At 72.2% G+C, this 26,205-nt stretch carries 21 protein-coding genes; 15 read left to right on the top strand and 6 right to left on the bottom strand.

Annotation, left to right across the window (positions count from 1 at the left end; all coding sequences use genetic code 11):
* Positions 1–25 precede the first annotated feature (25 nt).
* Together metF and ACVW19_RS08230 are read left to right on the top strand one after the other, a co-directional pair.
* Positions 26–949 carry a methylenetetrahydrofolate reductase [NAD(P)H] gene (gene metF / locus ACVW19_RS08235; protein WP_457457972.1) on the top strand — a complete coding sequence of 308 codons (924 nt, stop codon included), beginning with the start codon at positions 26–28 and terminating at the stop codon, positions 947–949.
* A gap of 56 nt (positions 950–1,005) precedes the next feature.
* Positions 1,006–2,037 carry an SCO2102 family sporulation regulator gene (locus ACVW19_RS08230; protein ID WP_457457970.1) on the top strand — a complete coding sequence of 344 codons (1,032 nt, stop codon included), beginning with the start codon at positions 1,006–1,008 and terminating at the stop codon, positions 2,035–2,037.
* Between the two features lie 30 nt (positions 2,038–2,067).
* Here ACVW19_RS08230 and ACVW19_RS08225 read toward each other — a convergent pair whose 3' ends face one another.
* Together ACVW19_RS08225 and ACVW19_RS08220 are read right to left on the bottom strand one after the other, a co-directional pair.
* Entirely contained in the window at positions 2,068–3,588 is a 1,521-nt protein-coding gene (locus ACVW19_RS08225; protein WP_457457968.1) for a phytoene desaturase family protein, read from the bottom strand.
* Between the two features lie 464 nt (positions 3,589–4,052).
* A complete protein-coding gene (locus ACVW19_RS08220; protein WP_457457966.1) occupies positions 4,053–4,682 on the bottom strand; it encodes a TetR/AcrR family transcriptional regulator in 630 nt (209 codons plus the stop codon).
* 202 nt (positions 4,683–4,884) lie between these two features.
* On the opposite strand from ACVW19_RS08220, the gene ACVW19_RS08215 reads away from it, so the two are divergent.
* The 3 genes from ACVW19_RS08215 (at position 4,885) to ACVW19_RS08205 (ending at position 7,160) form a co-directional block, all read left to right on the top strand.
* Positions 4,885–5,487, top strand: a complete 603-nt coding sequence (locus ACVW19_RS08215) for an SAV_6107 family HEPN domain-containing protein (RefSeq protein ID WP_457457964.1) — start codon at positions 4,885–4,887, stop codon at positions 5,485–5,487.
* Positions 5,488–5,682: 195 nt separating this feature from the next.
* Positions 5,683–6,453 (top strand): methyltransferase, encoded by a 771-nt coding sequence (locus ACVW19_RS08210; RefSeq protein ID WP_457457962.1) that lies wholly within the window; start codon positions 5,683–5,685, stop codon positions 6,451–6,453.
* 293 nt (positions 6,454–6,746) lie between these two features.
* Positions 6,747–7,160, top strand: coding sequence for a DUF3040 domain-containing protein (locus ACVW19_RS08205; RefSeq protein WP_202279651.1), 414 nt, complete (start codon positions 6,747–6,749; stop codon positions 7,158–7,160).
* Between the two features lie 210 nt (positions 7,161–7,370).
* Here ACVW19_RS08205 and ACVW19_RS08200 read toward each other — a convergent pair whose 3' ends face one another.
* The 4 genes from ACVW19_RS08200 to ACVW19_RS08185 all read right to left on the bottom strand — a co-directional run bounded on the left by ACVW19_RS08200 (position 7,371) and on the right by ACVW19_RS08185 (position 12,986).
* On the bottom strand, positions 7,371–9,749 hold the full coding sequence (locus tag ACVW19_RS08200) for a transglutaminase TgpA family protein (RefSeq protein ID WP_457457960.1): 2,379 nt from the start codon (positions 9,747–9,749) through the stop codon (positions 7,371–7,373).
* Positions 9,746–11,110: a DUF58 domain-containing protein gene (locus ACVW19_RS08195; protein ID WP_457457958.1), complete on the bottom strand. Its 1,365-nt coding sequence runs from the start codon at positions 11,108–11,110 to the stop codon at positions 9,746–9,748. The genes ACVW19_RS08200 and ACVW19_RS08195 overlap by 4 nt, the downstream gene beginning before the upstream one ends.
* Positions 11,110–12,183: an AAA family ATPase gene (locus tag ACVW19_RS08190; protein ID WP_457457956.1), complete on the bottom strand. Its 1,074-nt coding sequence runs from the start codon at positions 12,181–12,183 to the stop codon at positions 11,110–11,112. Before ACVW19_RS08190 ends, ACVW19_RS08195 begins: the two co-directional genes overlap by 1 nt.
* Positions 12,184–12,437: 254 nt before the next feature.
* Positions 12,438–12,986: a beta-class carbonic anhydrase gene (locus ACVW19_RS08185; RefSeq protein WP_457457954.1), complete on the bottom strand. Its 549-nt coding sequence runs from the start codon at positions 12,984–12,986 to the stop codon at positions 12,438–12,440.
* 435 nt (positions 12,987–13,421) lie between these two features.
* Between ACVW19_RS08185 and rsmH the strand changes: the two genes are divergently transcribed.
* The 10 genes from rsmH to ACVW19_RS08135 all read left to right on the top strand — a co-directional run bounded on the left by rsmH (position 13,422) and on the right by ACVW19_RS08135 (position 26,138).
* Complete coding sequence (rsmH, locus tag ACVW19_RS08180; protein ID WP_457457952.1) at positions 13,422–14,405, top strand: 16S rRNA (cytosine(1402)-N(4))-methyltransferase RsmH; 984 nt, start codon at positions 13,422–13,424, stop codon at positions 14,403–14,405.
* Between the two features lie 102 nt (positions 14,406–14,507).
* Positions 14,508–15,011 carry a septum formation initiator family protein gene (locus ACVW19_RS08175; RefSeq protein WP_457457950.1) on the top strand — a complete coding sequence of 168 codons (504 nt, stop codon included), beginning with the start codon at positions 14,508–14,510 and terminating at the stop codon, positions 15,009–15,011.
* A 5-nt stretch (positions 15,012–15,016) separates the two neighbouring features.
* Positions 15,017–16,993 (top strand): peptidoglycan D,D-transpeptidase FtsI family protein, encoded by a 1,977-nt coding sequence (locus ACVW19_RS08170; RefSeq protein WP_457457948.1) that lies wholly within the window; start codon positions 15,017–15,019, stop codon positions 16,991–16,993.
* 254 nt (positions 16,994–17,247) lie between these two features.
* Positions 17,248–18,825 carry a UDP-N-acetylmuramoyl-L-alanyl-D-glutamate--2,6-diaminopimelate ligase gene (locus tag ACVW19_RS08165; RefSeq protein WP_457457947.1) on the top strand — a complete coding sequence of 526 codons (1,578 nt, stop codon included), beginning with the start codon at positions 17,248–17,250 and terminating at the stop codon, positions 18,823–18,825.
* A 4-nt stretch (positions 18,826–18,829) separates the two neighbouring features.
* Complete coding sequence (locus ACVW19_RS08160; protein ID WP_457457945.1) at positions 18,830–20,260, top strand: UDP-N-acetylmuramoyl-tripeptide--D-alanyl-D-alanine ligase; 1,431 nt, start codon at positions 18,830–18,832, stop codon at positions 20,258–20,260.
* The gene (gene mraY / locus ACVW19_RS08155) at positions 20,260–21,351 is read left to right on the top strand and encodes a phospho-N-acetylmuramoyl-pentapeptide-transferase (protein ID WP_457464491.1); all 1,092 of its coding nucleotides are present in this window, start codon (positions 20,260–20,262) and stop codon (positions 21,349–21,351) included. Before ACVW19_RS08160 ends, mraY begins: the two co-directional genes overlap by 1 nt.
* Positions 21,333–22,760, top strand: coding sequence for a UDP-N-acetylmuramoyl-L-alanine--D-glutamate ligase (gene murD / locus ACVW19_RS08150; RefSeq protein ID WP_457457943.1), 1,428 nt, complete (start codon positions 21,333–21,335; stop codon positions 22,758–22,760). The genes mraY and murD overlap by 19 nt, the downstream gene beginning before the upstream one ends.
* Before the next feature lie 80 nt (positions 22,761–22,840).
* A complete protein-coding gene (gene ftsW / locus ACVW19_RS08145) occupies positions 22,841–24,193 on the top strand; it encodes a putative lipid II flippase FtsW (RefSeq protein ID WP_457457941.1) in 1,353 nt (450 codons plus the stop codon).
* A gap of 6 nt (positions 24,194–24,199) precedes the next feature.
* Entirely contained in the window at positions 24,200–25,294 is a 1,095-nt protein-coding gene (murG, locus tag ACVW19_RS08140; protein ID WP_457457940.1) for an undecaprenyldiphospho-muramoylpentapeptide beta-N-acetylglucosaminyltransferase, read from the top strand.
* A gap of 49 nt (positions 25,295–25,343) precedes the next feature.
* The gene (locus ACVW19_RS08135) at positions 25,344–26,138 is read left to right on the top strand and encodes a cell division protein FtsQ/DivIB (protein WP_457457938.1); all 795 of its coding nucleotides are present in this window, start codon (positions 25,344–25,346) and stop codon (positions 26,136–26,138) included.
* Positions 26,139–26,205: the final 67 nt, after the last annotated feature.

Genomic DNA, 26,205 nt, shown 5'->3' with positions numbered 1-26,205 from the left:
GCCGCCCCCTGGCTAACCTGCCGGTATGGCCCTCGGAACCGCATCGACCAGGACTGACCGCGCACGCACCGTGCGCGACATGCTCGCCGCCGGAAAGACGACGTACTCGTTCGAGTTCTCGGCGCCGAAGACTCCCAAGGGTCAGCGGAACCTCTGGAGCGCGCTGCGCAGGGTCGAGGCGGTCGCCCCGGACTTCGTCTCCGTCACCTACGGTGCCGGGGGATCCACCCGCGCGGGCACGGTCCACGAGACCGAGCAGATCGTCGCGGACACCACCCTCACCCCCGTCGCCCACCTCACCGCGGTCAACCACTCCGTCGCCGAACTGCGCAACATCATCGGCCAGTACGCCGACGCCGGGATCCGCAACATGCTCGCCGTGCGGGGCGACCCGCCCGGCGACCCGATGGCCGACTGGATCCCGCACCCGCAGGGGCTGACCTACGCCGCCGAACTCGTCCGGCTCATCAAGGAGTCGGGTGACTTCTGCGTCGGTGTCGCCGCCTTCCCGGAGATGCACCCGAGGTCGGCCGAGTGGGACACGGACGTCGCGCACTTCGTCGACAAGTGCCGGGCGGGCGCCGACTACGCGATCACCCAGATGTTCTTCCACCCCGAGTCGTACCTGCGCCTGCGTGACCGAGTCGACGCGGCGGGTTGTGAGACGCCGGTGATTCCCGAGGTCATGCCGGTGACCAGTGTGAAGATGCTGGAGAGGTTGCCGCAGCTCAGTAACGCGTCGTTCCCGGATGCCCTGAAAGAGCGGATCCTCACAGCGGCGGACGATCCGGCGGCGGTACGCTCCATTGGCATCGACTTCGCCACGGAGTTCTGCGCGCGGCTGCTGGCCGAGGGAGTGCCCGGACTGCACTTCATCACGCTCAACAACTCCACGGCGACGCTGGAAATCTACGAGAACCTGGGCCTGCACCACCCGCTGCGGGCCTAGACCGGTCGCACCGGTGTACGACACACTGCGTAGCGGCCGCTGGGAGAGGGGCGTACATGGGCTGGACGGTCCTCTACATCGCGTTCGGCGTGGTCGCGTTGTGGCTGCTCGGCGAGGTGTTGCTGCAGTACAAGGCACGCTTGCGCTGGCGGCTGCTCGCCTTCGCCGGCTTCCTGGGCGTCGTGCTCGGTGTGCTGATCCAGGCCGTCCTCGTCATCGGACTGGGTGCCGCGGCCTTCGCGATCGGCCAGACCTACGTCACCCTGTCGTTCCGCCGCGGCTTCGCGGCCGGCTGGGCGGTCAACGCCCCTGCGCTGGCCGCCGTCAAGGGCGGCCGGGGTGACCGCGGGCGGCAGGAACCGACCCTGGAGGTCTCCGGCCTGGAGGCCACCGGCGACGGCCACGGGGACGGCTATGGCGGCGGGGACGGCTACGGCGACGAGGCCGCCGCCTACCGCACCGACCGGAACTCCTACGCCGCGGACGACTACGACCGCGACGACGTGTTCACGCCGGCGCGCACCGAGCAGCCGACGGCCGCCGAGACCACCGCCGTCTACGAGCCGCAGCCCATGCCCGACGACACCGGCTCGTACGGCGTCTACGGCGACAACGGCGACAACGGGTACGGCACCCCGGCCCAGGACCAGTACGCGGCGACCGCCCAGAGCCCCGACCAGGGCTATGCCACCGACCAGAACTACGCCTACGACTACTCCGGTTACGGCCAGCAGCAGGCCGCCTACGACAGCACGGGCCAACAGCAGCAGTACGCCGCCTACTCCGACCCGTACATCGGCAACTCGAGCTATGGCGACGCCTCGTACGGCACCGGTTACGCCGACCCGCAGCAGTACGGCCAACAGGACTACGGCCAGGACCAGTACGGCGGTGGCACCTACGACGGCGGCACCTACGGCGGCGAGACTCCGGCCGGCGGCCTGTGGGTTCCGCAGCAGCGCAACGCCGACGACCTGTACGGCGGTGAACTCCCGCAGGAGCAGCCGTACCCGTACCAGGGCGACGGCCAGACGGGCCAGGCGCCCGGGAACGGCAACGGGTACGACGAACAGCAGTACCGTTACTGATCAGCCAGGATCCGAAAGCGTCCCCGTCGTTCACTGGGAGCCGCGGAACTCCGGGCCCTCCACGATCAGGCCGGCGACCAACGCGCCCGACATCCCGGCGTGCGGCAGCCCTCCGCCGGGATGCGACCAGCCGCCGACCGTGAACAGCCCGGGTACGCGCGTGCCGTTGGACGGGTGGAGCAGCCGTCCGTCCGCCGCGGCGAGCGCCGGTACGGGCACGGCTCCGCCCTCCGCGCCCGTCGCCTCCGCGATGTCGGCCGGAGTGCGCACCTCGTGCCGGATCAGCCGGTCGCGCAGGCCGGGTACCGCCCGCTCGGCGGCGGTGATCATGCGCTGCGCGTGCCCGTCCAGGCCCGGCCCGGCGCCCGGGGGCACCACCGAGGTGAGGGTGACCGCTTCATGGGCGCCGTCGGGGACCAGCGCCGGGTCGTCGGGCCGCAGGACCGTGACCGTGGGGTGCGCGGGCAGGCTCGCGGGGGAGCCGGTCAGGGACTCCAGCTCGGCCTCCGGGTCCTCCGCGTGCACGACCGTCCGGTGCGGTGTCCCCTCCGGACGCCCCCCGCGCAGCGCCAGCAGCACCGTCAGACGGCTCGCCGCCCCGGTCCTGCCCGGAACCTCGCCGTCACCCCGTACCCGGCTCCCCCGGGTCAGCCGGTCCAGCACCGCGGGCGTCACCCCGGCGACCACGTGGTCCGCCTCGGCCACCGTTTTGCCCCCGGAGGCCGGGGAGCGGCCCCCGGCGAACTCCACGCCCGCCACCCGGCCGTCCTTCTCCAGCACGCCGGTGACCTCGGAGCCGAAGTGGAACTTCACCCTGCGGGCCACACACCGCTCGTACACCGCGCGGGCCAGTTCCCGCATGCCGCCGCGGACGTACCAGGTGCCGAAGGCGTGTTCCATGTACGGCAGCACCGCCGCGCTCGCCGGCGTGGACCGGGGGTCGAGGCCGTGCTCGAGCGCGTAACTCCCCAGCAGGGAGACCAGCCGGGGATCGCGCAGCTCCCAGGCACCGATCTCGGCGAGCGTGCCCGCGGTGCGCGTGCGCAGCAGCTTCTTGTGGGGGACGGCCGGGTAGGGCTCGCGGTCGGCGAGCACCCGCCAGTTGGGCCACAGCGGCTCCTCCAGGAGCGGTCGGCGGGTCCTGTCCCAGGCCTCGCGGGCGCGCACCAGGAAGTCGCCCCAGCGCTGTCCGGCAGCGGGACCGAGGGCCTCCTGCAGGGCGGAGACGACACCCGCGCGGGACGCGTTCGGCAGCGAGACACGCGTACCGTCCGCGAACACATGGTGGGACGACGGGTCCACCTGGACCAGGTCGACGCAGGCGTCCAACGGCTCCTTGCCGGTCTTGACGAACAGGTCGCGGTAGACCGCGGGCAGCGGGAGCAGTCCGGGGCCGGTGTCGAACGCGAAGCCGTCCCGCTCCAGCCGGCGCAGCGCGCCGCCGTACGTGTCCGTCCGCTCGTACACCGCCACCCGGTGGCCCGCGACGGCCAGCCGGGCAGCGGCCGCCATCGCGCCCATCCCGGCGCCGATCACCGCAATCCGTGCCATGCCAGGGACTTTATCCGCCCCTGCTGACACCCCGGCCCCGAGTACCGGCGCCCCCGCTCCGGTGACCAGCCGGCGACACGGCGTCGTGGGGGCGGGTGCGCAGGACTGAGTATCCGTACCTAGTTCCCGAGATGAGTACGCGCGCGGATGGGCCACGACCTGCGGAAACGAGAAAGTGGAGAGCACGGAGAGGGGCACGGCTCCGGAACCGGCGACACGGGGCGCCGGAAACGGACCGGCCCGCGATCCGCTCCTTCCGCCGGCGTCGTCGGCGGGAGCGAGGCACGGGGGGTACCGGGGGACGACCGCAACGGGGGCCCTGCGGGGGGACGTACAGGGGGAACCACGGGGGAGCAGGAAGGTGCCGGTCCGGCAGTGGCTCGCGGGGGACGCAGCCACCGCCGGACCGGCGCTTTCGTGCGCGCCGGGGCGCACGACCGGGTGGCACCGCCCGACCGGTAGGCTCAGGGGCGGCCGCCCACACGTCCCGGCAGCAGCCGGGACAGCGCCGCGTGCACCTCGTCCAGGGAGCGCCCCGGCTGGAAGGCCTGCCAGTCCAGGGCGGCCACCAGCACCATGCCGACCAGCGCCGCGGCCGTGAGCGGAACGTCGGTCTGCGCGCTGAACTCGCCGCTCTCCACGCCCTCGCGCAGCACGTCCTCGACGACCGCCACGGCCTGCTGCCGGACCACCAGCAGCGTGGACTGCCAGGCCCGGTTGGTGCGCCACAGTTCGGCCACGTACAACTGGGTGAAGGCCGGGTAACGGTCGATGAAGACGAGCCCCGCGCGGATCATCGCGTCCAGGGCGTCGCCCCTCCCGCCGCCCTGGAGGGCCGTCCGGTCGGCCGCCTCCCGCAGCGAGGCGGCGAGGATCCCGACCCCGTGCCGCAGCAGCTCCTCGAAGAGGACCGACTTGCTCGCGAAGTTGTAGTAGACCGTGCCCTTCGCGACCCCTGCCCGCTCGGCGATCTCGTCCACCGTGGTGGCGGAGAAACCCTGTTCGGCGATGAGGGTGACGGCCGCCTCGTAGAGCTTCTGCCGGGTGACCTCGCGGCGGGTGCTGCCGCCCGACGTGGTGCTGCTGCGTTCCATGGCCCTGATTGTCACAGGACCGCCGCCCCGCCCCTCCACAGGCTCGGCCCAGGGGGCGGCCGGTCCGGGCTCGAACTGTCGATCGAAGCAGAACCCCGTAAAACCTCAGGTCGGAACGGGTTGTCAGTGCCATACCGCACGATGAGCGCATACGGCACCCGGTAGCAGGGGATGCCGTCACGAAGACGACAGGAGGTTCGTCATGGCCCACTCCTCCGCAGCGGCCGCCCGTCGGCGCCGCGCAACCGGCCCTGCCCCCTCACTGACCGGCCCGGCGGACGACGTCCACCCCGTGCTGCGCCGTGCCACCGCCCCGCCCGCCGCCCTCGACCTGCTCGCCCAGGCCCGTGCCGGACTCGACGAGGCCACCGTCCTCGACCCACCCAACGAGCGCTATGCGACGGCCCACCTCGCCGCCCTGCGCACCGCCGCCGCCGTGCTCGCCGCGCGGGGGCGGCCCGAGACCACGCCCCGGGCCCGGAGCAGGATCCGCAGCGCCTGGGACGTTCTCCCCGAAATCGTGCCCGAACTCACCGAGTGGAGCGCCCTGTTCGCTTCGGGCGCCCGGCGTCGCGCGCGGGCCGAGGCGGGCATCCGGGACGCGGCGAGCGACCGGGACGCCGACGACCTGATACGGGACGTGGCGATGTTCCTGCGCCTGGTGGAGCGGATGCTCGTCCTCCAGCCGGTCCTCCCGCAGCCCCGTACCGACACGGAGCGCCCGAACCGCACCGCCCGCGCCGCCCACCCCGACGGCCACGACCCCGGCGGCGGCGCGGACCGGGACATGCCCGACGCCGGCTGACCCGCGCGGGCGCGCCGGCGCCCGCCACCGCGGGGCGGCCCGGGGTGCCGCCCCGCGGTGGCGGGGGAACGTGCCGCAGGCAATAGGGTGGAAGGCGCCTGAAGCCTCCGCCGCCCTTACCTGTGTCCGGGCCGGGGAGGCAGCCCGATCGCTCCGCCGTGGATGAGGCGGTGCCGCGCCGAGGAGTCAACTGCCGTGTCGGACACCCTGCGCCCCCGCGCCGCTCTCCGTACCGCCGTGGTCTGGGAGATCCTTCAGGACGCCCTGCGACGCCGGGCCGAGGCGACCGGCCGGCCGGCGCTGGACGTCCTCGACACCGGCGGCGGCAGCGGCAACTTCGCGGTGCCCCTGGCCCGTCTCGGCCACCGGGTCACCGTCGTCGACCCCAGTCCCAACGCGCTGTTCGCCCTGGAGCGCCGCGCCGTCGAGGAGGAGGTCGCCGACCGGGTCAGGGGCGTCCAGGGCGACGTGCACGGTCTCTTCGACGTGGCCGAGCGCGGCGGCTACGACGCGGTGCTGTGCCACGGCGTCCTGGAGTACGTCGACGACCCGGCCGAGGGCGTGCGCAACACGGTGGCGGCCCTGCGCCCCGAGGGTGTTCTCAGCCTGCTCGCCGCCGGCCTCGGCGGCGCCGTGCTCGCCCGCGCCCTCGCCGGTCACTTCAAGGAGGCCCGGCAGGCGCTCGATGACCCGAACGGCCGATGGGGCACGGGCGATCCCGTACCGCGCCGCTTCACCGTCGACCAGCTCACCGGTCTGGTCGAGGACGCGGGACTGCGGGTCGGCGCCGTGCACGGGGTGCGGGTCTTCGCCGACCTCGTCCCCGGCGTGCTCGTGGACACCGAGCCCGGTGCCCTGGACGCGCTGCTGAAGCTGGAGGCCGCGGCGGCGGAACTCGACGCCTTCCACTCCGTGGCCACCCAACTCCATGTGCTCGGTGAGGCGCGGGGGACCACCGGGGCCTGAGTGATCGCCGGCGGACGCGTCGCTGATCAGCGACGCGTCCGCCGGCCCGCCTGTGCATGGAGTGCGCCACAGGCCCCCCGAATGGCGGCGGGGCACCGTATGATCGAGGGAGACCGTCCGGCATGACGGCTCGGCCATCGGGGAATGAGAAGTCTCGAGCGGCCCGGGACGAGCATGGCGGGTTCCGGTCGGCCAATTGGCGCAGAGGGGCGGGTTTCACGGGGTCGATTCCCCGCCTATCCTGAAGGGACCCCCCGGGTCGCCCCGGCGACTTGCACGATGAGGAGGACGCCGTGCCGCTCTCGGAGCACGAGCAGCGCATGCTCGAGCAAATGGAGCGAGCGCTGTACGCCGAAGATCCCAAGTTCGCGTCGGCGCTCGAGGGAAGTGGCCTGCGTACGTACACCCGTCGGCGGGTCTACCAGGCGATCGCGGGCTTCCTCGTAGGTATTGCGCTCCTCATGGCCGGAATGGTCGCCCAGCAGGTCTGGCTCAGTGTGGTGGGCTTCCTCGTCATGCTGGGCTGCGCGGTTCTCGCCGTGACGGGCTGGCGCAAGGCACCCAAGCCCGGTGAGCAGGCCGCCGGAGCCGAGGGCTCCACGGGTCTGCCGCAGTCCGGCCGTCAGGGCAGGCAGCGGCGCTCCGTGATGAACCGCATAGAGGAGCGCTGGCAGCGCCGCCGCGACGAACAGGGCGGCGGGCAGTAGCTCCCGCACCCGGCTCCCGCAGACAGCTCCAGGACATCTGAAGACATGGATCAGGGGGTGGCCACCGACCCGGTGGCCACCCCCTGATCCATGTCCGCACCGGGGCCCGGAGGCGGGGGCCTCACAGCTCCGCTCGGCCCCCGCCCCACCCCGCCTGCTTCACTCCCGCTTCACCCCTGCTGCCGCAAGGGCTCCTGCGGCGGCTTCCCACTACGTGGGCCGCCGCCACGTCGGCCGCAGCGCGAGGGCGCGTTCCCGGACGCCGGCCCACCGGGCCGACGCCGTCCACACCACCCGCACCGTGGAGCGCGGGGCGAACAGCGCGCGCAGCCGCGTGCCACGGCCGGCCACGGACCGCAGACCGGCCGTCACCCGGCGCACGTCGTCCGCCGGCCCCACCGCGGGGCGCGGCCGCGGCGCGTAGAGGACCTGCTCCACGGCGTCCGCCACCCGGTGCGCCGAGGCCGCGGCATCCGGGTCGAGCCGGCCGAGCCGGACGATCCGGGCCGCCGCCTTGCGCGGGGTCAGTGACTCGTCCGGGGAGATGCCGAAGTCCCACGCGGTGTCGGTCAGCTCGTCCCAGACGGCCAGGACGTGCGTGGCCGCGTCCGCCTCCGAACGGCCGTGCGCGCCCAGGCGCACCGCCCGGATCCGCAGCCGCCACAACATCGGCGCCAGCGGCAGCACCAGGACGGTGAGACCCGCCAGCGCCCATGCCGGCGCCGTGTACCACCGGGGCCCGTCGCCGTCCGTGGGCAGCGCCGCCGACGGCGCCTCGCTCTCGCAGTCACCGTCCAGCCTCCTCTGCTCCAGCGTGCAGCCCTCGCGCAACGACGGGGCGGCCGAGGGCTCCGAGGACGCGGCCTCGGACGGCTGGGCCGGGTCGGGCACCGTGCTGTCCGAGGTGTCCGGCACGGTGTAGGAGGGCGCCGAACCACGGGTGGGGGTCGGCTCGAAGCGGGTCCAGCCCACGCCCTCGAAGTACAGCTCCGGCCAGGCGTGCGCGTCCCGCAGTCCCACCGACACCGAGCCGTCCGCCTGCGGGGTGCCGGGCGCGAAGCCCACCGCGACCCGGGCGGGTATGTCCAGCGACCGGGCCATCGACGCCATGGCGAAGGAGAAGTGGACGCAGAAGCCCTCCTTGTCCCTCAGGAAGCGGGCGATCGCCTGCGAGCCGCTTCCGACGGCGACCTCGGTGTCGTACTCGAAGTCGCCGGTCGAGGCGAAGTACTCCTGGAGCTCGACCGCCCGGTCGTAGTCGTTCGTCGCCCCCTCGGTGACCTGGCGGGCGGTCCGGGACACCAGCGCGGGCAGCGAGTCCGGCAGCTCGGTGTAGTCCCGCTTCAGGGCGGCCGGCGGTGCCGACGCGTCGGCCAGCTGCTCCGCCGTGGGCCGCACGTCGAGGCTGCGCACGCTGTACGTCAGTCCCCGGGTGTTCTGGCCGTGGTCGCCGACCAGCGTCATCCCGACGGGCTCGTAGCGCCAGTTTCCCCTGATGTCCACGCCGCTCGGCGGGTACGGCATCGGCAGCCAGTCCTGCCCGTACCAGTCGGCGGTCGAGACCGTCGTGGCGATCTCCGCACGCTCGATGTCCGGGCCGAGGCCGGCCGGAGTCGGGAAGGCGCCGTCGGGCACGGTGGTGATGGACCGCTTGGACGGCTTCCAGGTGGTGCCGTCGAAGTCGTCCAGGGAGACGATCCGCAGATACAGGTCCGAGACGTCCTCCATCCCGGTGCGCACGGACATGACCTGGCGGTCCTCGTCCACGTTCAACGAGTCGCGCAGCGACACCAGCGGGTTCACCGCGGAGATCGTGCCACCCCCGCCGGAGCCCGACCCGGCGCCCGAACCCGCCGGGTCCAGCAGGCCGCCGTTCATCGTGGGCAGGGCGAGCGGCGCCACCAGGGCGATGCCCACCGCCAGCAGCCCGATCCGCCGGCCGGTGCGTACCGGGGCGAGGGCTCCGGTCGACTCGGTGGCCGGACCCCGAGCCGCCCCGCCGAAGACCCGCCCCCACTGGGAGAGCCGGTCACGCCCCTCCGCGAGGAGCAGCGTCAGATAGCCGACCGCCGCCAGCAGGAACCACAGCCAGTCGTTGCCGCCGTCGGACAGCCCAGCGGCCACCGAGTACAGCGCGAGCAGTGGAAGCCCGGCCGGGGCCGCGCTGCGGAAGGTCACCGCGAGGGCGTCCACCAGCAGCCCGATCACCAGGACCCCGCCGATCAGCATCAGCCGGATGCCGTCGGACAACGGCGCCGGTATCGCGTAACGGCCGACGTCGGTACCGCCCTGTCCGAGCAGCTCGGCGAAGAAGCGGAAGGCGTCAGGTCCCGGAACCAGGCCGGCGAACGCGTGCTCACGCGCGAACACCAGCGTCAGCAGCACAAGCGCGACCAGCGCCTGCACGGCCACGGTCAGCGGGCGGGCCAGCGGCACCCGCCGGGCCAGCGCGCCCGCGCCGGACTGCACGGTCAGGAGAAAGGCCGCCTGCACGATCCAGGAGGCCGGCTTGACCAGGGGCAGCAGCGCGCACGCGGCCAGCAGCGTGGCCGCCCACGAGGCCAGCGTCAGCCGTAGTCGTCCGCTCACCCTGCTCCCTCCCCACCGCGCGCCGCCACCAGACCGAACCGCTCCCGGTCGGCCAGCCGCCACTGCTCCTCCAGGGAGGCGCCCCGCGGCACGCTCACGGCCGTCCAGCCCGCTTCGCGCAGCATCCGCAGCCGCTGCCCGCCCCCGTCCAACGGGCCGGACACGTTCGACGGTTCCCGCAGCCAGGTCCCGCTGTCCAGCACGAAGGCGACGGCGCCCCCGCTGCGCTGCCGCATCCGGGCGAGCACCGCCGCCTGCTCCTCGTCGAGATCGCCGAGAAAGGCCACCAGCAGCCCCTCGTTCCCCCCGCGGACCATGTCGTACGCCCGGGACAGGCCCGCCCCGTCGGAGTGGTCGACCACGGCGAGGGTGTCCATCATCAGCCCGGCCGCGTCCGCCGACTCCTGGCTCGCGCCCGCGAACCCGTCGGAGCCCTCGCCCGGCACCGAGTTGCCGGTGTCGGTCAGCAGCCGCACCGAGAAGCCCCGCTCCAGCATGTGCACCAGGACGGAGGCCGCACCCGACACCGCCCACTCGAACGCCGAGTCGGGCCCCGCGCCGTCGTAGGCGACGGCGCGGGTGTCCAGCAGCACCGTGCAGCGGGCCCGCTGCGGCTGCTCCTCGCGGCGCACCATCAACTCGCCGTAGCGCGCGGTGGAACGCCAGTGCACCCGGCGCAGATCGTCGCCGTAGCGGTAGCCGCGAGGGATCACGTCGTCCTCGCCGGCCAGCGCCAGCGAACGCTGCCGTCCGTCGCCGTACCCCTTCGCCTCACCGCTCAGCCGCACCGGCGGCAGCGGCTCCACGCGCGGGATCACCGTCAGCGTGTCGTACGTCGAGAAGGACCGGGTCAGCTCGCACATCCCGAACGGGTCGGACAGGCGCAGCTGCAACGGGCCGAGCGGGTAGCGGCCGCGCAGGTCGGAGCGGACCCGGTAGGACACCTCGCGGCGGCCGCCCGCCTCCACCCGGTCCAGCACGAACCGGGGACGCGGCCCGAGCACGTAGGGCACCCGGTCCTGGAGCATCAGCAGGCCCGTGGGCATACGGGAGACGTTGTCCACCCGCAGATGCACCCGCGCCTCGGAGCCGGCGGGCACCCGCGCGGGGGACAGCCGGCGGCTGCCCGCCACCCGGTAGCGGGTGCGGCAGAGCACGCCCGCGCACAGCAGCGGAAGCACCGCCAGCAGCAGCCCGACCCGCAGCAGATCGCTCTGCCCGAGCACGTAGGCGCAGACCGTGGCGGCCACACCGGCGGCCAGGAAGGAGCGCCCGCGGGTGGTCAACCCGGCCAGAGCCGTGCGCAGGCCGCCCCTGTCACCGCGGTCACCCTCCGCTCGGGCCGATCCCGCGGTGGTCATCACAGCCTCCGCAGCTGGTGCCGGCCGTACCCCAGACCGCCCCGGCCCAGGCCGATGCCGGCCTGCTGCGGGGCGGCGGCGGGTACCGGGGTGCGCTGCAGGATCTCCTGGACCACCTGCTCCGCGGTGCGGCGGTTGAGCTGGGCCTGGGCGGTGGGCAGCAGCCGGTGGGCCAGCACGGCCACGGCGAGCGCCTGCACGTCGTCCGGCAGCGCGTAATCCCGGCCGCTCAGCGCCGCGGACGCCTTCGCCGCGCGCAGCAGGTGCAGCGTCGCGCGCGGCGAGGCACCGAGTCTGAGGTCGGGGTGCGTGCGGGTGGCGGCGACCAGCTCCACCACGTACCGGCGTATCGGCTCGGCGACATGGACGGCGCGCACCGTCTCGATCAGCTTCAGGATCTCGTGCGCGTGGGCCACCGGCTGGAGGTCCTCCAACGGGGAGACCCCACCGTGCACGTCCAGCATCTGCAGCTCGGCCTCCGCGCTCGGATAGCCGACCGAGACCCGGGCCATGAACCGGTCGCGCTGGGCCTCCGGCAGCGGATAGGTGCCCTCCATCTCGACCGGGTTCTGCGTCGCCACCACCATGAAGGGGCTGGGCAGCTCGTAGGTCCTGCCGTCGATGGTGACCTGGCGCTCCTCCATCGACTCCAGGAGCGCGGACTGCGTCTTCGGCGACGCGCGGTTGATCTCGTCACCGATCACCACCTGCGCGAAGATGGCACCCGGCTTGAACTCGAAGTCCTGACGCTGCTGGTCCCAGATGGACACACCGGTGATGTCCGACGGCAGCAGGTCCGGTGTGAACTGGATGCGCCGCACCGAGCAGTCGATGGACCGCGCCAGCGCCTTGGCCAGCATCGTCTTGCCGACTCCCGGAACGTCCTCGATGAGCAGATGTCCCTCGGCGAGCAGCACGGTCAGCGAGAGCCGTACGACCTCGGGCTTGCCCTCGATCACGCTCTCCACCGAATCCCGCACCCGCTCGACCACGGCGGTCAGGTCATCCCCCACGCTGGGCTGCGCTCGCGTGGGGGAACCCCCAAGGCTCGCTCGATCGTCATAGGTCGGCACCCGGCCCTCCTCGGCCTTTCCCCTCGCTCCCAAGGAACAAGGGCCCCAAATGTCCGGGCCGGCACCTTGCTGTGCGGCCCGGCTCACCCCGAATCACGGACACCGCGCGGGAAAGTTCCGCGCGGCACCACTCCCGCATTCTTGCCGCCGTTACCGATTCGTGTCACTCGCCTGTGGACAACCGGCGGCGATATGGCATGTCGTGCGACCTTTGTGGAGCCGGAGACCGGTCACCCTCGGGGCGGGGCAGCAGGTCAGGCGGGGTCGATCTCGCGCAGCAGGCCGGTCTTCACGTCGAAGACGAACCCGCGCACGTCGTCGGTGTACAGCAGGAACGGTGAGGTGCGCACCCGCTGCATCGACTGCCGTACGTCCTGGTCGACATCGCGGAAGGACTCCACGGCCCAGGCCGGACGCTGACCGACCTCCATCTCCAGCTCGTGCCGGAACTCCTCGGTGATGGCTTCCAGGCCGCAGTTGGTGTGATGGATGAGCACCACGCTGCGGGTGCCCAGCGCGCGCTGGCTGATGGTCAGCGACCGGATCACGTCGTCGGTGACCACACCGCCCGCGTTGCGGACGGTGTGGCAGTCGCCGAGCTCGAGGCCGAGCGCGGCGTGCAGGTCGAGCCGGGCGTCCATGCAGGCCACCACGGCGACGCGCAGAACGGGGCGGGCGTCCATCCCGGGATCGGTGAAGGCGCCGGCGTACTGCTCGTTGGCATCGACCAGCCGGTCGGTGACCGTGCCGTGGTCGACCGTCGCACTTCCGGAGCTCGCGGGAACCGATGCAGAAGTCGTCATAGCCATGACGGTACTGGCCACATGCTCTCCGGTCCTGCTGTGAGACAGGACAAAGAACGTCATCATGCTTTGGAGTGAGATGACCCACAAGGGTGGCGTGATCCTCCTCGTACGGGTGGTTTCCCTCGACGAGGGGTGTCGCCGAGCCGAGGGCCGCGCCGCACAGGCCGGTTGATTGACCGGGCGAAACCGTGGACTAAAGTGACGCGGAGCGGGAGGCGACACCCTCCCCACTGCACTGATTTCCCCCGGAGACCCGGGCAGCGTCCCGGAGATCTCCCCGCGTGCGCTGCGCGTACGTACGGCTCGGCCTCCTCCCGTTCCCGGCCGGCTGACGCCTCCGGCGCCGGCAGGCCGCCCCGTCCACACCGGGGGAGGGGCGGGGACCCGGCGGTGCGTCACGGCCGCGCCGGACCTTGAGAGGGCCCAGATCCAATGGGGCGCGAAGCGTTTGCGAACACGGGCGGGCAGAGTCGGCACGTCCCGGTGATGCTCCAGCGGTGCCTGGACCTGCTGGCGCCCGCCCTGGAGCAGCCGGGAGCGGTGGTCGTCGACTGCACCCTCGGTCTCGGCGGCCACAGCGAGGCCCTGCTGACGCGGTTCCCCGAGGCGCGGCTGGTCGCCCTGGACCGGGACAAGGAGGCCCTGCGCCTGTCCGGCGAACGGCTCGCCCCGTTCGGCGAGCGCGCCACCCTGGTGCACGCCGTCTACGACGAACTCCCCGAGGTGCTCGACCGGCTCGGCATCGCGCGCGTGCAAGGCGTCCTGTTCGACCTGGGAGTGTCCTCCATGCAGCTCGACGAGGCCGACCGGGGCTTCGCCTACGCCCAGGACGCCCCGCTCGACATGCGCATGGACCAGACGACCGGCGTCAGCGCCGCCGACGTCCTCAACACCTACCCGCCCGGTGAACTCGTCCGCATCCTGCGCGCCTACGGCGAGGAGAAGCAGGCCAAGCGGATCGTGGCCGCGGTGGTGCGCGAGCGGGAGAAGGAGCCGTTCACCAACAGCGCACGCCTGGTTGAGCTGATCCGGGACGCGCTTCCGCAGGCCGCCAAACGCACCGGTGGCAATCCGGCGAAGCGTACCTTCCAGGCCCTGCGCATCGAGGTCAACGGCGAACTCTCCGTACTGGAGCGGGCCGTCCCGGCCGCGGTGAAGGCGCTCGACGTCGGTGGCCGGATCGCCGTGCTGTCGTACCACTCCCTGGAGGACCGGCTGGTCAAACAGGTGTTCGCGGCGGGCGCCGCCACCACCGCGCCCGCCGGGCTGCCCGTCGTCCCCGAGCGCTACCAGCCCCGGCTCAAGCTGCTCACACGTGGTGCCGAACTTCCCACCGAGGAGGAGATCGCCGAGAACCGGCGGGCCGCACCCGCACGACTGCGGGGGGCCCAGCGGATCAGGGAGCACCTTGAATGAGACGTGTGAGGCGGAGGGGCGCGTGAGGCGGTCACGACACGTGAGCCCGGCGCCGCGCAGGGCATGCGGGTGCGGAAGGCAGGCGAACCCAAGGGAGCGCGAGTGAGCAGGAAACCCGAACTGAAGGGGAGGGCGGCCCGTCTCGCGAGGCTCCTCCCCACGGGACGGGCCCAGGCGGCCCGCACCCCCTTCGTGCTGCTCGTCGTCCTCCTCCTGGGCGGTGGCCTGATCGGGCTCCTGGTGCTGAACTCGGCCCTCAGCGAGGGCGCGTTCGAACTCGACGACCTCAAGCGGGAGACGAAGAGCCTCACCGACGAGGAACAGGCCCTGCAACGGGACATCGACACCTACTCCGCCCCCGACGCCCTGCAGCGCCGCGCACGCGAACTCGGCATGGTGCCCGGCGGCGACCCCGCCTTCCTGAGCCCCGACGGCAAGGTCAAGGGCGCCCCCGCCCCGGCCTCCGCCGCCCGCGCCCCCCTGGTGATCCCCCCCGAGGCACTGGCCACCGCGACGGCCCCGCCCCCCTACGCGGTACCGAGCATCGCAGCCGTTCCCCCGACCCCCGCGGTCACGCCCACGCCCGCGTCGACTCCCGGCAGGTGACGGAAGTGGCCGACAACACCGGAAACACCGGAAACACCGCCAGGCAACCGCCGCGCCGCCGCGTGCCCGGGCCCGCCCGCCCGAGAGCCCGGCAGCGCCCCGGACCCGGACACCGCCCGGCCCGCCGCCCCGCCCCGCCCCGCCCGGCGGCCCCGAAGGCCCTCCGGCTGGGCAGCCCGCGCCCCCGCCTGCGCCTGGTCGGCCTGGCCCTGACCCTCATCATGAGCGTCTTCGTCGTACGCCTGCTCCAGGTGCAGGCCGTCGAGGCCGACACCTATGCGGCGAAGGCCGGACAGAACCTCCAGGTCGGCCAGGTGCTGGACGCCGAGCGCGGCGAGATCACCGACCGCAACGGCGTCGCCCTGGCGACCAGCGAGGACGCCTACGACATCACCGCCGACCCCACGATGTTCGCCCCCGACCAGCTGGAGATCGCCGACGGCCCCGAACAGGCCGCCGCCCTCCTCGCCCCGATCCTCGGCCAGGACCAGGACAAGCTGGTCGAGAAGCTGCGGCCGGACAACAAGGCCCTGCGCTACGTCAAACTCGCGAGCCGCCAGACCCCGCAGGTCTGGAAGCAGATCAAGGATCTGAAGGCCGCGCTGGCGAAGAAGGCGGAGACCGACACGTCCTCCGCCAACGTCCTCGCGGGCGTCCTGTCCGTGCCCACCAGCAAGCGGGTCTATCCGAACAACGAACTCGCCGCCGGGATACTGGGCTGGGTCAACGCCGAGGGCAAGGGCGGCGGCGGCATCGAACTCCAGCTGAACAAGCGGCTCGCCGGTGAGGACGGCAGCATCCGCTTCGTCCAGTCCGGTGGCCGTCTGGTGCCGACCGCGGGGTCCAGCGAGACACCGGCCGTGCCCGGTAGCGACGTCGAGCTCACCGTCGACCGCGACATCCAGTGGGCCGCGCAGAACGCCATCAGCGAGCAGGTCGAGAAGTCCGCGGCCGACCGCGGCTACGTCATCGTCCAGGACACCCGCACCGGTGAGGTCCTCGCCATGGCCAACGCGCCCGGGTTCGATCCGGGCGACCTCTCCGAGGCCGATCCGGCGGCGCTCGGCAACGCGGCCCTCCAGGACGCCTTCGAGCCCGGCTCCACCGCCAAGGTCATGTCGATGGCGGCCGTACTGGAGGAGGAGGCGGCCACCCCGCAGACGCACGTCGTCGTGCCCAACCGGCTGCACCGCGGCGACCGGCTGTTCAAGGACGACGTAGACCACCCGACCTGGTACCTGACGCTCAACGGGGTGCTCGCCAAGTCCAGCAACATCGGCACCATCCTGGCCACCGGCCAGCTCGGCAAGACCCAGGCCCAGGCCAACAAGGTCCTCTACGACTACCTGCGCAAGTTCGGCCTCGGCAGCCACACCGGACTCGGCTTCCCCGGCGAGACCAAGGGCATCCTCGCCCCGCCCGACGCCTGGTCGACCTCGCAGCAGTACACGATTCCTTTCGGCCAGGGAGTGTCCGTCAACGCCATGCAGGCCGCGTCCGTCTACTCGACCATCGCCAACGGCGGCGTACGCATCGAACCCACGCTCGTACGCGGCACCAAGGGACCCGAGGGACGCTTCACCCCCGCCCCGGAGCCCGAGAAGTCACGGGTGGTCAGCGAGAAGACGGCGAAGACCCTCGCCCGGATGCTGGAGTCGGTCGTGGACGACGAGGAGGGCACCGGAACCAAGGCGCGCATCCCCGGCTACCGGGTCGCGGGGAAGACGGGTACGGCCAACCGCGTGGATCCGGCCACCGGCAAGTACCACGGCTACACCTCCTCCTTCGCCGGGTTCGCACCCGCGGACAAGCCCCGGATCACCGTCTACTGCGCCATCCAGAACGCCACCGAGGGCAGTTACTTCGGTGGCCAGATCTGCGGACCCGTCTACAAGAAGGTCATGGAGTTCGCCCTCAAGACCCTCCAGGTGCCGCCGACCGGTGCCGAACCGGCCAACCTCCCGGTCACCTTCAAACGCTGACCGGCCGCGAACCCCTCGCGTCCGGCCGGCACGGAACCACCCAGGAACAGCCCGTGACAACGATCACCCCCGATCCCGGGAACCGGGACGCCCCCCGCCGTGTACCGGACCCCTCGTCCACGCCGCTCCCCCCGTCACCCCCGCCGGACGGGGCCGCGGGCGAGCCCCGCTTTGGCTCCGCGGCGGGTGCGCCCGGTACGCTCACCGCCGTGCCACACGCTGATCAGTCGCAAACCACTCAGAAGGGTCAACCCGTGACATTCCCCGGGCCGCCCCGGCCGGCGCGGGTCTCCGCCACCCCCCTCGCGGAACTCGCCGGTCAACTGGGTGTCACCGCACCGTCCCGGACCGCCGACGTCACGGGCATCACCCATGACTCGCGCGCCGTACGTCCCGGCGACCTGTACGCCGCCCTCCCCGGCGCCCGCGCGCACGGCGCCGACTTCGTCACCCAGGCCGCGGGCCTCGGCGCGGTCGCCGTGCTCACCGACCCGAGCGGTGCCGAACGCGTCGCCGCGGCCGGACTGCCCGCGCTGGTGGTCGACGACCCCCGCGGGGAGATGGGCGAACTGGCGGCCACGATCTACGGCCACCCTGGCCGCGATCTGCTCCAGATCGGCATCACCGGCACCTCAGGCAAGACCACCACCGCCTATCTCGTCGAGGGGGGCCTCAGGGCCGTCCACAGCACGGACGAGGGGGGCCGGCGCGAAGCGCCGTCGGTCGAGGGTGGTGGCGGGCGACGGGTAGGGCTGATCGGCACCGTCGAGATGCGCGTGGGTGACGAGCGCATCAAGTCCGAACGCACCACGCCGGAAGCCACCGACCTCCAGGCCCTGTTCGCCGTCATGCGCGAACGCGGGGTCGACGCGGTCGCCATGGAGGTCTCCAGCCATGCCCTGGTGCTGGGCCGGGTGGACGCCTGTGTCTTCGACATCGCCGTCTTCACCAACCTCAGTCCGGAACACATGGAGTTCCACTCCGACATGGAGGACTACTTCGCGGCCAAGGCGCAGCTCTTCACCCCCCGGCGCAGCCGGCTCGCCGTGGTCAACGCCGACGACGAGTACGGCCGCCGCCTCACCAAGGAGGCCGGCGTCCCCGTCATCACCTACTCCGCGGAGGGGCACCCCGACGCCGACTGGCGCGCCGAGGACGTCGAGGTCGGCCCGACCGACTCGACGTTCACCGTGATCGGGCCCAGGGCCGAGCGGATCACCGCCCGGTCGCCGCTGCCGGGCCCGTTCAACGTGGCCAACACCCTCGCCGCGATCGTCGCCCTGGCCGCCGCCGGACTCGACCCGCAGGCCGCCGCCGACGGTGTCGCCGCCGTCCCCGGCGTGCCCGGCCGGCTGGAGCGGGTGGACGAGGGCCAGCCGTACCTCGCGGTGGTCGACTACGCCCACAAGACCGACGCCGTCGAGTCGGTGCTGCGCGCCCTGCGCAGGGTCACCGAGGGCAAGGTGCACGTGGTGCTCGGCTGCGGCGGCGACCGGGACGTGACCAAGCGCGAGCCGATGGGCGCCGCGGCGGCCCGGCTCGCCGACACCGCCGTACTGACCTCCGACAACCCCCGCTCCGAGGACCCCCTCGCCATTCTCGCCGCCATGCTCCAGGGCGCGGCCTCCGTGCCCGCCCACGAGCGCGGCGAGGTGCAGGTCTTCGAGGACCGGGCCGCGGCGATCGCCGCCGCCGTAGCCCGCGCGCAGCCCGGCGACGCCGTGCTGGTCGCGGGCAAGGGCCACGAGCAGGGGCAGGACATCGCCGGGGTGGTGCGTCCCTTCGACGACCGCCAGGTGCTTCGCGAAGCTATCCAGCAGACCCAGGGATGAACTTGTGATCGCCCTCTCCCTCGCCGAGATCGCCGAAGTCGTCGGCGGGCAGACGCACGACATACCGGATCCGTCCGTCCAGGTCACCGGAGGTGTCGTCCGGGACTCGCGGGAGGCGGGTCCGGGCAGCCTCTTCGTCGCCTTCGTCGGCGAACGCGTGGACGGCCACGACTTCGCGGCCGCGGTCGTCGAGGCGGGCGCGGCCGCCGTGCTCGCCTCCCGCCCCGTGGGCGTGCCCGCGATCGTCGTCGACGACGTCCCAAGAGCGCTGGGCGCCCTCGCCCGGCACGTCGTGCAGCGCCTTGGCGCGACCCTCGTCGCACTCACCGGCTCGTCCGGCAAGACCAGCACCAAGGACCTCATCGCGCAGGTGCTGCGGCGCAAGGCGCCCACCGTCTTCACCCCCGGATCGCTCAACAACGAGATCGGGCTGCCGCTGACCGCGCTCACCGCCACCGAGGAGACGAAGTTCCTCGTGCTGGAGATGGGCGCCCGCGGGATCGGCCACATCCGGTACCTCACCGACCTGACGCCCCCGAAGGTCGGACTCGTCCTCAATGTCGGCACCTCCCACATCGGCGAGTTCGGCGGCCGGGCGCAGATCGCCCAGGCCAAGGGCGAGTTGGTGGAGGCCCTGCCGCCGGCCGAGGAGGGCGGCACCGCGATCCTCAACGCGGACGACCCGCTCGTACGCGCCATGGCGTCCCGTACGAAGGCGAAGGTGCTCCTTTTCGGAGAGACCGACGAAGCGGACGTTCGGGCCGAGAACGTGCGACTCACGGACAGCGGACAGCCCTCGTTCAGGCTTCACACACCCTCCGGTGCAAGCGATGTGACCATGCGCCTGTACGGTGAGCATCACGTGTCGAACGCGCTCGCCGCGGCCGCCGTCGCCCACGAGTTGGGCATGTCCGCAGAAGAGATCGGACTCGCGCTCTCCGAGGCGGGCTCCCTCTCCCGCTGGCGGATGGAGGTCACCGAGCGCCCGGACGGCGTGACGGTCGTCAACGACGCCTACAACGCGAACCCCGAGTCCATGCGAGCCGCCCTGCGCGCGCTCGCGGCCATGGGCAAAGCCTCACAGGCGAAGGGGGGCCGTACGTGGGCGGTGCTCGGCAAGATGGCCGAGCTCGGGGACGAGGCGCTCGCCGAGCACGACGCGGTCGGACGGCTCGCCGTCCGGCTCAACGTCAGCAAGCTCGTCGCGGTCGGGGGCAGGGAAGCCGCCTGGCTGCAACTGGGCGCATATAACGAGGGTTCGTGGGGTGAGGAGTCGGTGCACGTGTCCGACGCACAGGCGGCTGTCGACCTGTTGCGCAGCGAATTGCGCCAGGGAGACGTCGTTCTCGTGAAGGCGTCCCGTTCGGTCGGTCTCGAGAGCGTGGCGCAGGCGCTGCTCGCGACCGGTACCGAGGGTGAGGTCGTCACCCGATGATGAAGCAGATCCTGTTCGCAGGAGTCATTGGCCTCTTCCTGACGCTGGTCGGCACCCCGCTGCTGATCAAGCTGCTCGCACGCAAGGGGTACGGGCAGTACATCCGTGACGACGGCCCGCGCGAGCACGCCAGCAAGCGCGGTACGCCGACCATGGGCGGTATCGCCTTCATCCTGGCGACGGTCGCCGCGTACTTCCTGGCGAAACTGGTCACGGGCTACGTGGACCCGAAGGTCGACGCGGCGCCGACCTTCTCGGGTCTGCTGGTGCTCGGCCTGATGGTGGGCATGGGCCTGGTCGGCTTCCTGGACGACTACATCAAGATCGTCAAGCGGCGTTCGCTGGGCCTGCGGGCCAAAGCGAAAATGGCCGGCCAGCTGATCGTCGGTATCGCGTTCGCGGTGCTCTCGCTGCAGTTCGCGGACAACCGCGGCAACACCCCGGCGTCCACGAAGCTGTCGTTCATCACCGACTTCGGCTGGACGATCGGCCCGGTGCTGTTCGTCGTCTGGGCGCTGTTCATGATCCTCGCGATGTCGAACGGCGTGAACCTGACGGACGGCCTGGACGGTCTGGCCACCGGCGCCTCCGTGCTGGTCTTCGGCGCCTACACGTTCATCGGCGTCTGGCAGTTCCAGGAGTCCTGCGCCAACGCGACGACCCTGACCAACCCGGGTGCCTGCTACGAGGTGAGGGACCCCCTCGACCTCGCGGTGGTCGCCTCCGCGCTGATGGGTTCCTGCCTCGGCTTCCTGTGGTGGAACACCTCGCCGGCCAAGATCTTCATGGGTGACACCGGTTCGCTCGCGCTCGGCGGTGTCCTCGCGGGCCTCGCGATCTGCTCCCGCACCGAGCTGCTGCTCGCCATCCTGGGCGGCCTGTTCGTCCTCATCACCATGTCGGTGGTCATCCAGGTCGGCTCCTTCAAGCTCACCGGGAAGCGCGTCTTCCGGATGGCGCCGCTCCAGCACCACTTCGAACTCAAGGGGTGGTCCGAAGTCCTTGTGGTGGTCCGCTTCTGGATCATCCAGGGCATCTGTGTGATCGTCGGACTCGGCATCTTCTACGCGGGATGGGCAGCGGACAAGTGACCGACTGGCAGGGCAAGCACGTCACCGTCGCCGGGCTCGGAGTCTCCGGTGTCCCGGCGGCGAAGGTGCTGCACGGGCTCGGCGCGCGGGTCACCGTCGTCAACGACGGAGACGACGCACGCGCCCGCGAGCAGGCCGCCGAACTGGAGGCGCTCGGCATCGCCGTGCGCCTCGGTGACGGCGCGACCCTGCCCGACGGCACCGAGCTGATCGTCACCGCTCCCGGCTGGAAGCCGGACAAGCCGCTGTTCATGGCGGCGGACGAGGCCGGGGTGCCGGTGTGGGGCGACGTCGAACTCGCCTGGCGGCTCAGGAGGCCCGACGCGGCGCCCTGGCTCGCGGTCACCGGCACCAACGGCAAGACCACCACCGTCCAGATGCTCGCGTCGATCCTCCGCGCCGCGGGCCTGCGGACGGCCGCCGTCGGCAACATCGGCGTCTCCCTGCTCGACGTCGTCACCGGCGAGGAACAGTACGACGTGCTCGCCGTGGAGCTGTCCAGCTACCAGCTCCACTGGGCGCCGTCCCTGCGCGCCCACTCGGCGACGGTGCTGAACCTCGCCCCCGACCACCTCGACTGGCACGGCTCCATGGAGGCGTACGCCGCCGACAAGGGCCGTGTCTACGAGGGCAATCGGGTCGCCTGCGTCTACAACGCCGACGCCACCGACAAGCCGTCCACCGAGGACCTGGTCCGCGCGGCCGACGTCGAGGAGGGCTGCCGCGCCGTCGGCTTCACCCTCAACGTCCCTGGCCCCTCCCAACTCGGCGTCGTCGAAGGCATCCTGGTCGACCGCGCCTTCGTCGAGGACCGGCACAGCAGCGCCCAGGAACTCGCCGAGGTCACCGACGTCAACCCGCCCGCCCCGCACAACATCGCCAACGCCCTTGCCGCGGCCGCCCTCGCGCGCGCCTTCGGGGTGCCGGCGGCGGCCGTACGGGACGGGCTGCGGGCCTTCACCCCGGACGCCCACCGCGTCGCGCACGTCGCCGACGTGGACGGGGTCGCCTGGGTCGACGACTCCAAGGCGACCAACACCCATGCGGCACAGGCGTCGTTGGCGGCCTACGAGTCGGTCGTGTGGATCGCCGGCGGACTCGCCAAGGGCGCCACCTTCGACGAACTGGTCGCGGGGGCGGCGAAGCGGCTCCGCGGCGCCGTCCTGATCGGCCGGGACCGCGAGCTGATCCGCGAAGCCCTGGCGCGACACGCCCCGGAGGTACCCGTGGTGGACCTCGGCCGGACCGACACTGGGGCGATGCTCCAGGCTGTCCAGGAGGCGAAGCGGCTCGCACGGCCCGGCGACACGGTGCTGCTGGCCCCGGCCTGCGCATCGATGGACATGTTCGCCAACTACAACAGGCGCGGTGAGGCGTTCGCACAGGCGGTGCGCGAACTCGGTGCCTGACCCGGCCGCCTGCGCCGGGCGACCTTGGGAGGGACCTGTGGGACCGTCGAGGCACCGTGGGGCGCACAGCGGAGGCCACCATGCCCAGTAGCCGCACCGGGCGGCCGCCCGCGCCGCGGGCGCCCCGCCCGCCCACCGCGCCCCGGCCCGCCCGCCGGAACACCGTCCGTACCCTGCACACACGGGCGCGCAGGGCCTGGGACCGGCCGCTGACCGCCTACTACGTGATCCTCGGCGGCAGCGCGCTGATCACCGTGCTCGGTCTGGTGATGGTCTACTCGGCCTCCCAGATCACCGCGCTGCAGAAGTCGCTGCCGGGCTCGTACTTCTTCCGCAAACAGCTCCTGGCCGCCGGCATCGGGACCGTGCTGCTGCTCGCGGCCGCCCGGATGCCGGTGAAACTGCACCGGGCGCTGGCCTACCCCATCCTCGCGGGCTCCGTCTTCCTGATGGTCCTGGTGCAGGTGCCGGGGATAGGGATGGCGGTCAACGGCAACCAGAACTGGATCGACCTCGGCGGCTCCTTCCAGCTCCAGCCCAGCGAGTTCGGCAAGCTCGCCCTGGTGCTGTGGGGCGCCGACCTGCTCGCCCGCAAACAGGGCAGAAGGCTGCTGGCCCAGTGGAAGCACCTGCTGGTGCCGCTCGTCCCGGCCGCCTTCATGCTGCTCGGACTGATCATGCTGGGCGGCGACATGGGCACGGCGATCATCCTGACGGCGATCCTGTTCGGCCTGCTCTGGCTGGCGGGGGCCCCCACCCGGCTGTTCGCGGGTGTACTGGCCGTCGCCACGCTGATCGGCGCGTTCCTCATCTGGAGCAGCCCGAACCGCATGGCCCGGCTCGCCTGCCTCGGCGCCACCGAACCCCAGGCGGGCCCCGTCGACTGCTGGCAGGCCGTGCACGGGATCTACGCCCTCGCGTCCGGCGGGATCTTCGGTTCCGGACTGGGTGCGAGTGTGGAGAAATGGGGCCAACTACCGGAAGCCCACACCGACTTCATCTTCGCCGTCACCGGTGAGGAACTGGGCCTGGCGGGGACGCTGTCGGTACTCGCCCTGTTTGCGGCTCTAGGCTATGCGGGTATCCGCGTGGCCGGACGCACGGAGGACCCCTTCGTGAGGTATGCCGCGGGAGGCGTGACCACCTGGATCACGGCGCAGGCCGTGATCAACATCGGTGCGGTCCTCGGACTGCTGCCGATCGCCGGTGTCCCGCTCCCGCTGTTCTCCTACGGGGGGTCCGCCCTGCTGCCGACCATGTTCGCCATCGGGCTGCTGATCGCCTTCGCGCGTGACGAGCCCGCTGCGCGGGCGGCGCTTGCGATGCGGCAACCTCGCTTTGGTAGAAAGCGGGCCGGGGGTTCTCAGCAGCCCCGGAGATGGAACACGATGCGACGGCGCGCCACGGCGGCACGTTCGTCCGGAGAGCGGTGAATTTCGGTGCATGTCGTACTCGCCGGCGGAGGAACCGCGGGCCACATCGAGCCCGCGCTCGCCCTCGCGGATGCCCTGCGCAGGCAGGATCCGACCGTGGGCATCACGGCCCTGGGCACGGAACGCGGTCTCGAGACACGTCTGGTACCCGAGCGCGGGTACGAACTGGCGCTGATCCCCGCCGTACCGCTGCCGCGCAAGCCCACCCCGGAGCTGATCACCGTCCCGGGCCGGCTGCGCGGCACCATCAAGGCGACGGAGCAGATCCTGGAACGCACCAAGGCGGACGCCGTGGTCGGCTTCGGCGGTTACGTGGCCCTGCCGGGCTACCTCGCCGCCAAGCGGCTCGGTGTGCCGATCGTCGTCCACGAGGCCAACGCCCGCCCCGGCCTGGCCAACAAGATCGGCTCCCGGTACGCGGCCCAGGTCGCGGTCTCCACCCCGGACAGCAAGTTGCGCGACGCCCGCTACATCGGGATCCCGCTGCGCCGCTCCGTGGCCACCCTGGACCGGGCCGCCATGCGCCCCGAGGCCCGCGCCGCGTTCGGGCTCGACCCCAACCTGCCCACGCTGCTGGTCTCCGGCGGCTCGCAGGGCGCCCGCCGGCTGAACGAGGTCGTCCAGCAGGTCGCGCCGTGGCTGCAGCAGGCCGGGATCCAGATCCTGCACGCGGTCGGCCCGAAGAACGAGCTGCCCCAGGTGCAGCAGATGCCGGGAATGCCCCCCTACATCCCGGTAAGTTACCTGGACCGGATGGACCTCGCGTACGCCGCGGCCGACATGATGCTCTGCCGCGCGGGCGCGATGACCGTCGCCGAACTCTCCGCCGTCGGGCTCCCGGCCGCCTACGTTCCGCTGCCGATCGGCAACGGCGAGCAGCGGCTGAACGCCCAGCCGGTGGTCAAGGCCGGCGGCGGTCTGCTGGTCGACGACGCGGAGCTGACGCCGGAGTGGGTGCGGCAGAGCGTGCTGCCGGTGCTGTCCGACCCGCACCGGCTGTACGAGATGTCCCGCGCCGCCGCCGAGTTCGGCCGCCGGGACGCCGACGACCTGCTCGTCAGCATGGTGTACGAGGCGATCGCCGCCCGTGCGCGGCACTAGGACAGGCCCTGGACGCGTAGGTGAACGCGGATGACGGGAGGCAGGATTCGTGGCCGGATCGACGACCGCTGAGCGCGGTGGACGCCAGCGGGAGTCGTCCGGCCCGCCGCCCGTCAGGCGCTTGAGGCGGCGGCACCTTCGTCTGATCATCATCCTGGCGGTCGCCCTGGTGTTCCTCGGGAGCGGGACGTTCTGGCTGTTGTACGGCTCCGATCTGGCCAGGGTGGAGCGGGTTTCCGTGTCCGGGACCCGTGTTCTGACTCCCGGGCAGGTGCGCGAGGTCGCCGACGTTCCCCTCGGGGACCCGCTGGCCATGGTGGACACCGAGGCGATCGCATCGCGGCTCCGCCAGGAAATGCCCCGAATCGGAACGGTTGACGTGGTTCGTTCCTGGCCGCACGAAATCGGGTTGAAAATCACCGAGCGCGCCCCGGTTCTCCTGATGGAAAAGGGCGGGGAGTTCGTGGAGATCGACGCCGAGGGTGTCCGGTACGCCACGGTTTCCAAGGCTCCCCGCGGCGTTCCCCGGCTGGAACTGACCGTCCGCCGGAGCGGCACCACGGCCGCGAGTCTGCGTCGCTTCGGCGAGGCGCGGCTGGTGCGGGAGGCGGTCCGGGTCGTCCGCGACGTCCCGGACTCCGTCGCCCGGGTCATCCGGAGCGTCAACGTCCGTACCCACGACGACATCTCGCTCAAGTTGACGGACGGCAGGGAGGTCGTCTGGGGGAGCGCGGAGAAGGGTGCCGCGAAGGGTCGCACCCTCACCGCTCTGCTGAAAGCGGCGCCGGACGCGCGGCACTTCGACGTGAGCGTGCCCACCGCCCCCGCGTCATCAGGGGGTTGACGTGCATCAGTGCACGTCAACCCCCTGGTTGGGCGGTGCCACGGCTGATCACATAGGGTGAAAAGAA

The organism is Streptomyces sp. TE5632 (assembly GCF_054061295.1).
Note: the sequence above shows the minus strand (reverse complement) of the source record. Positions and strands in the feature narration are given on the sequence as shown.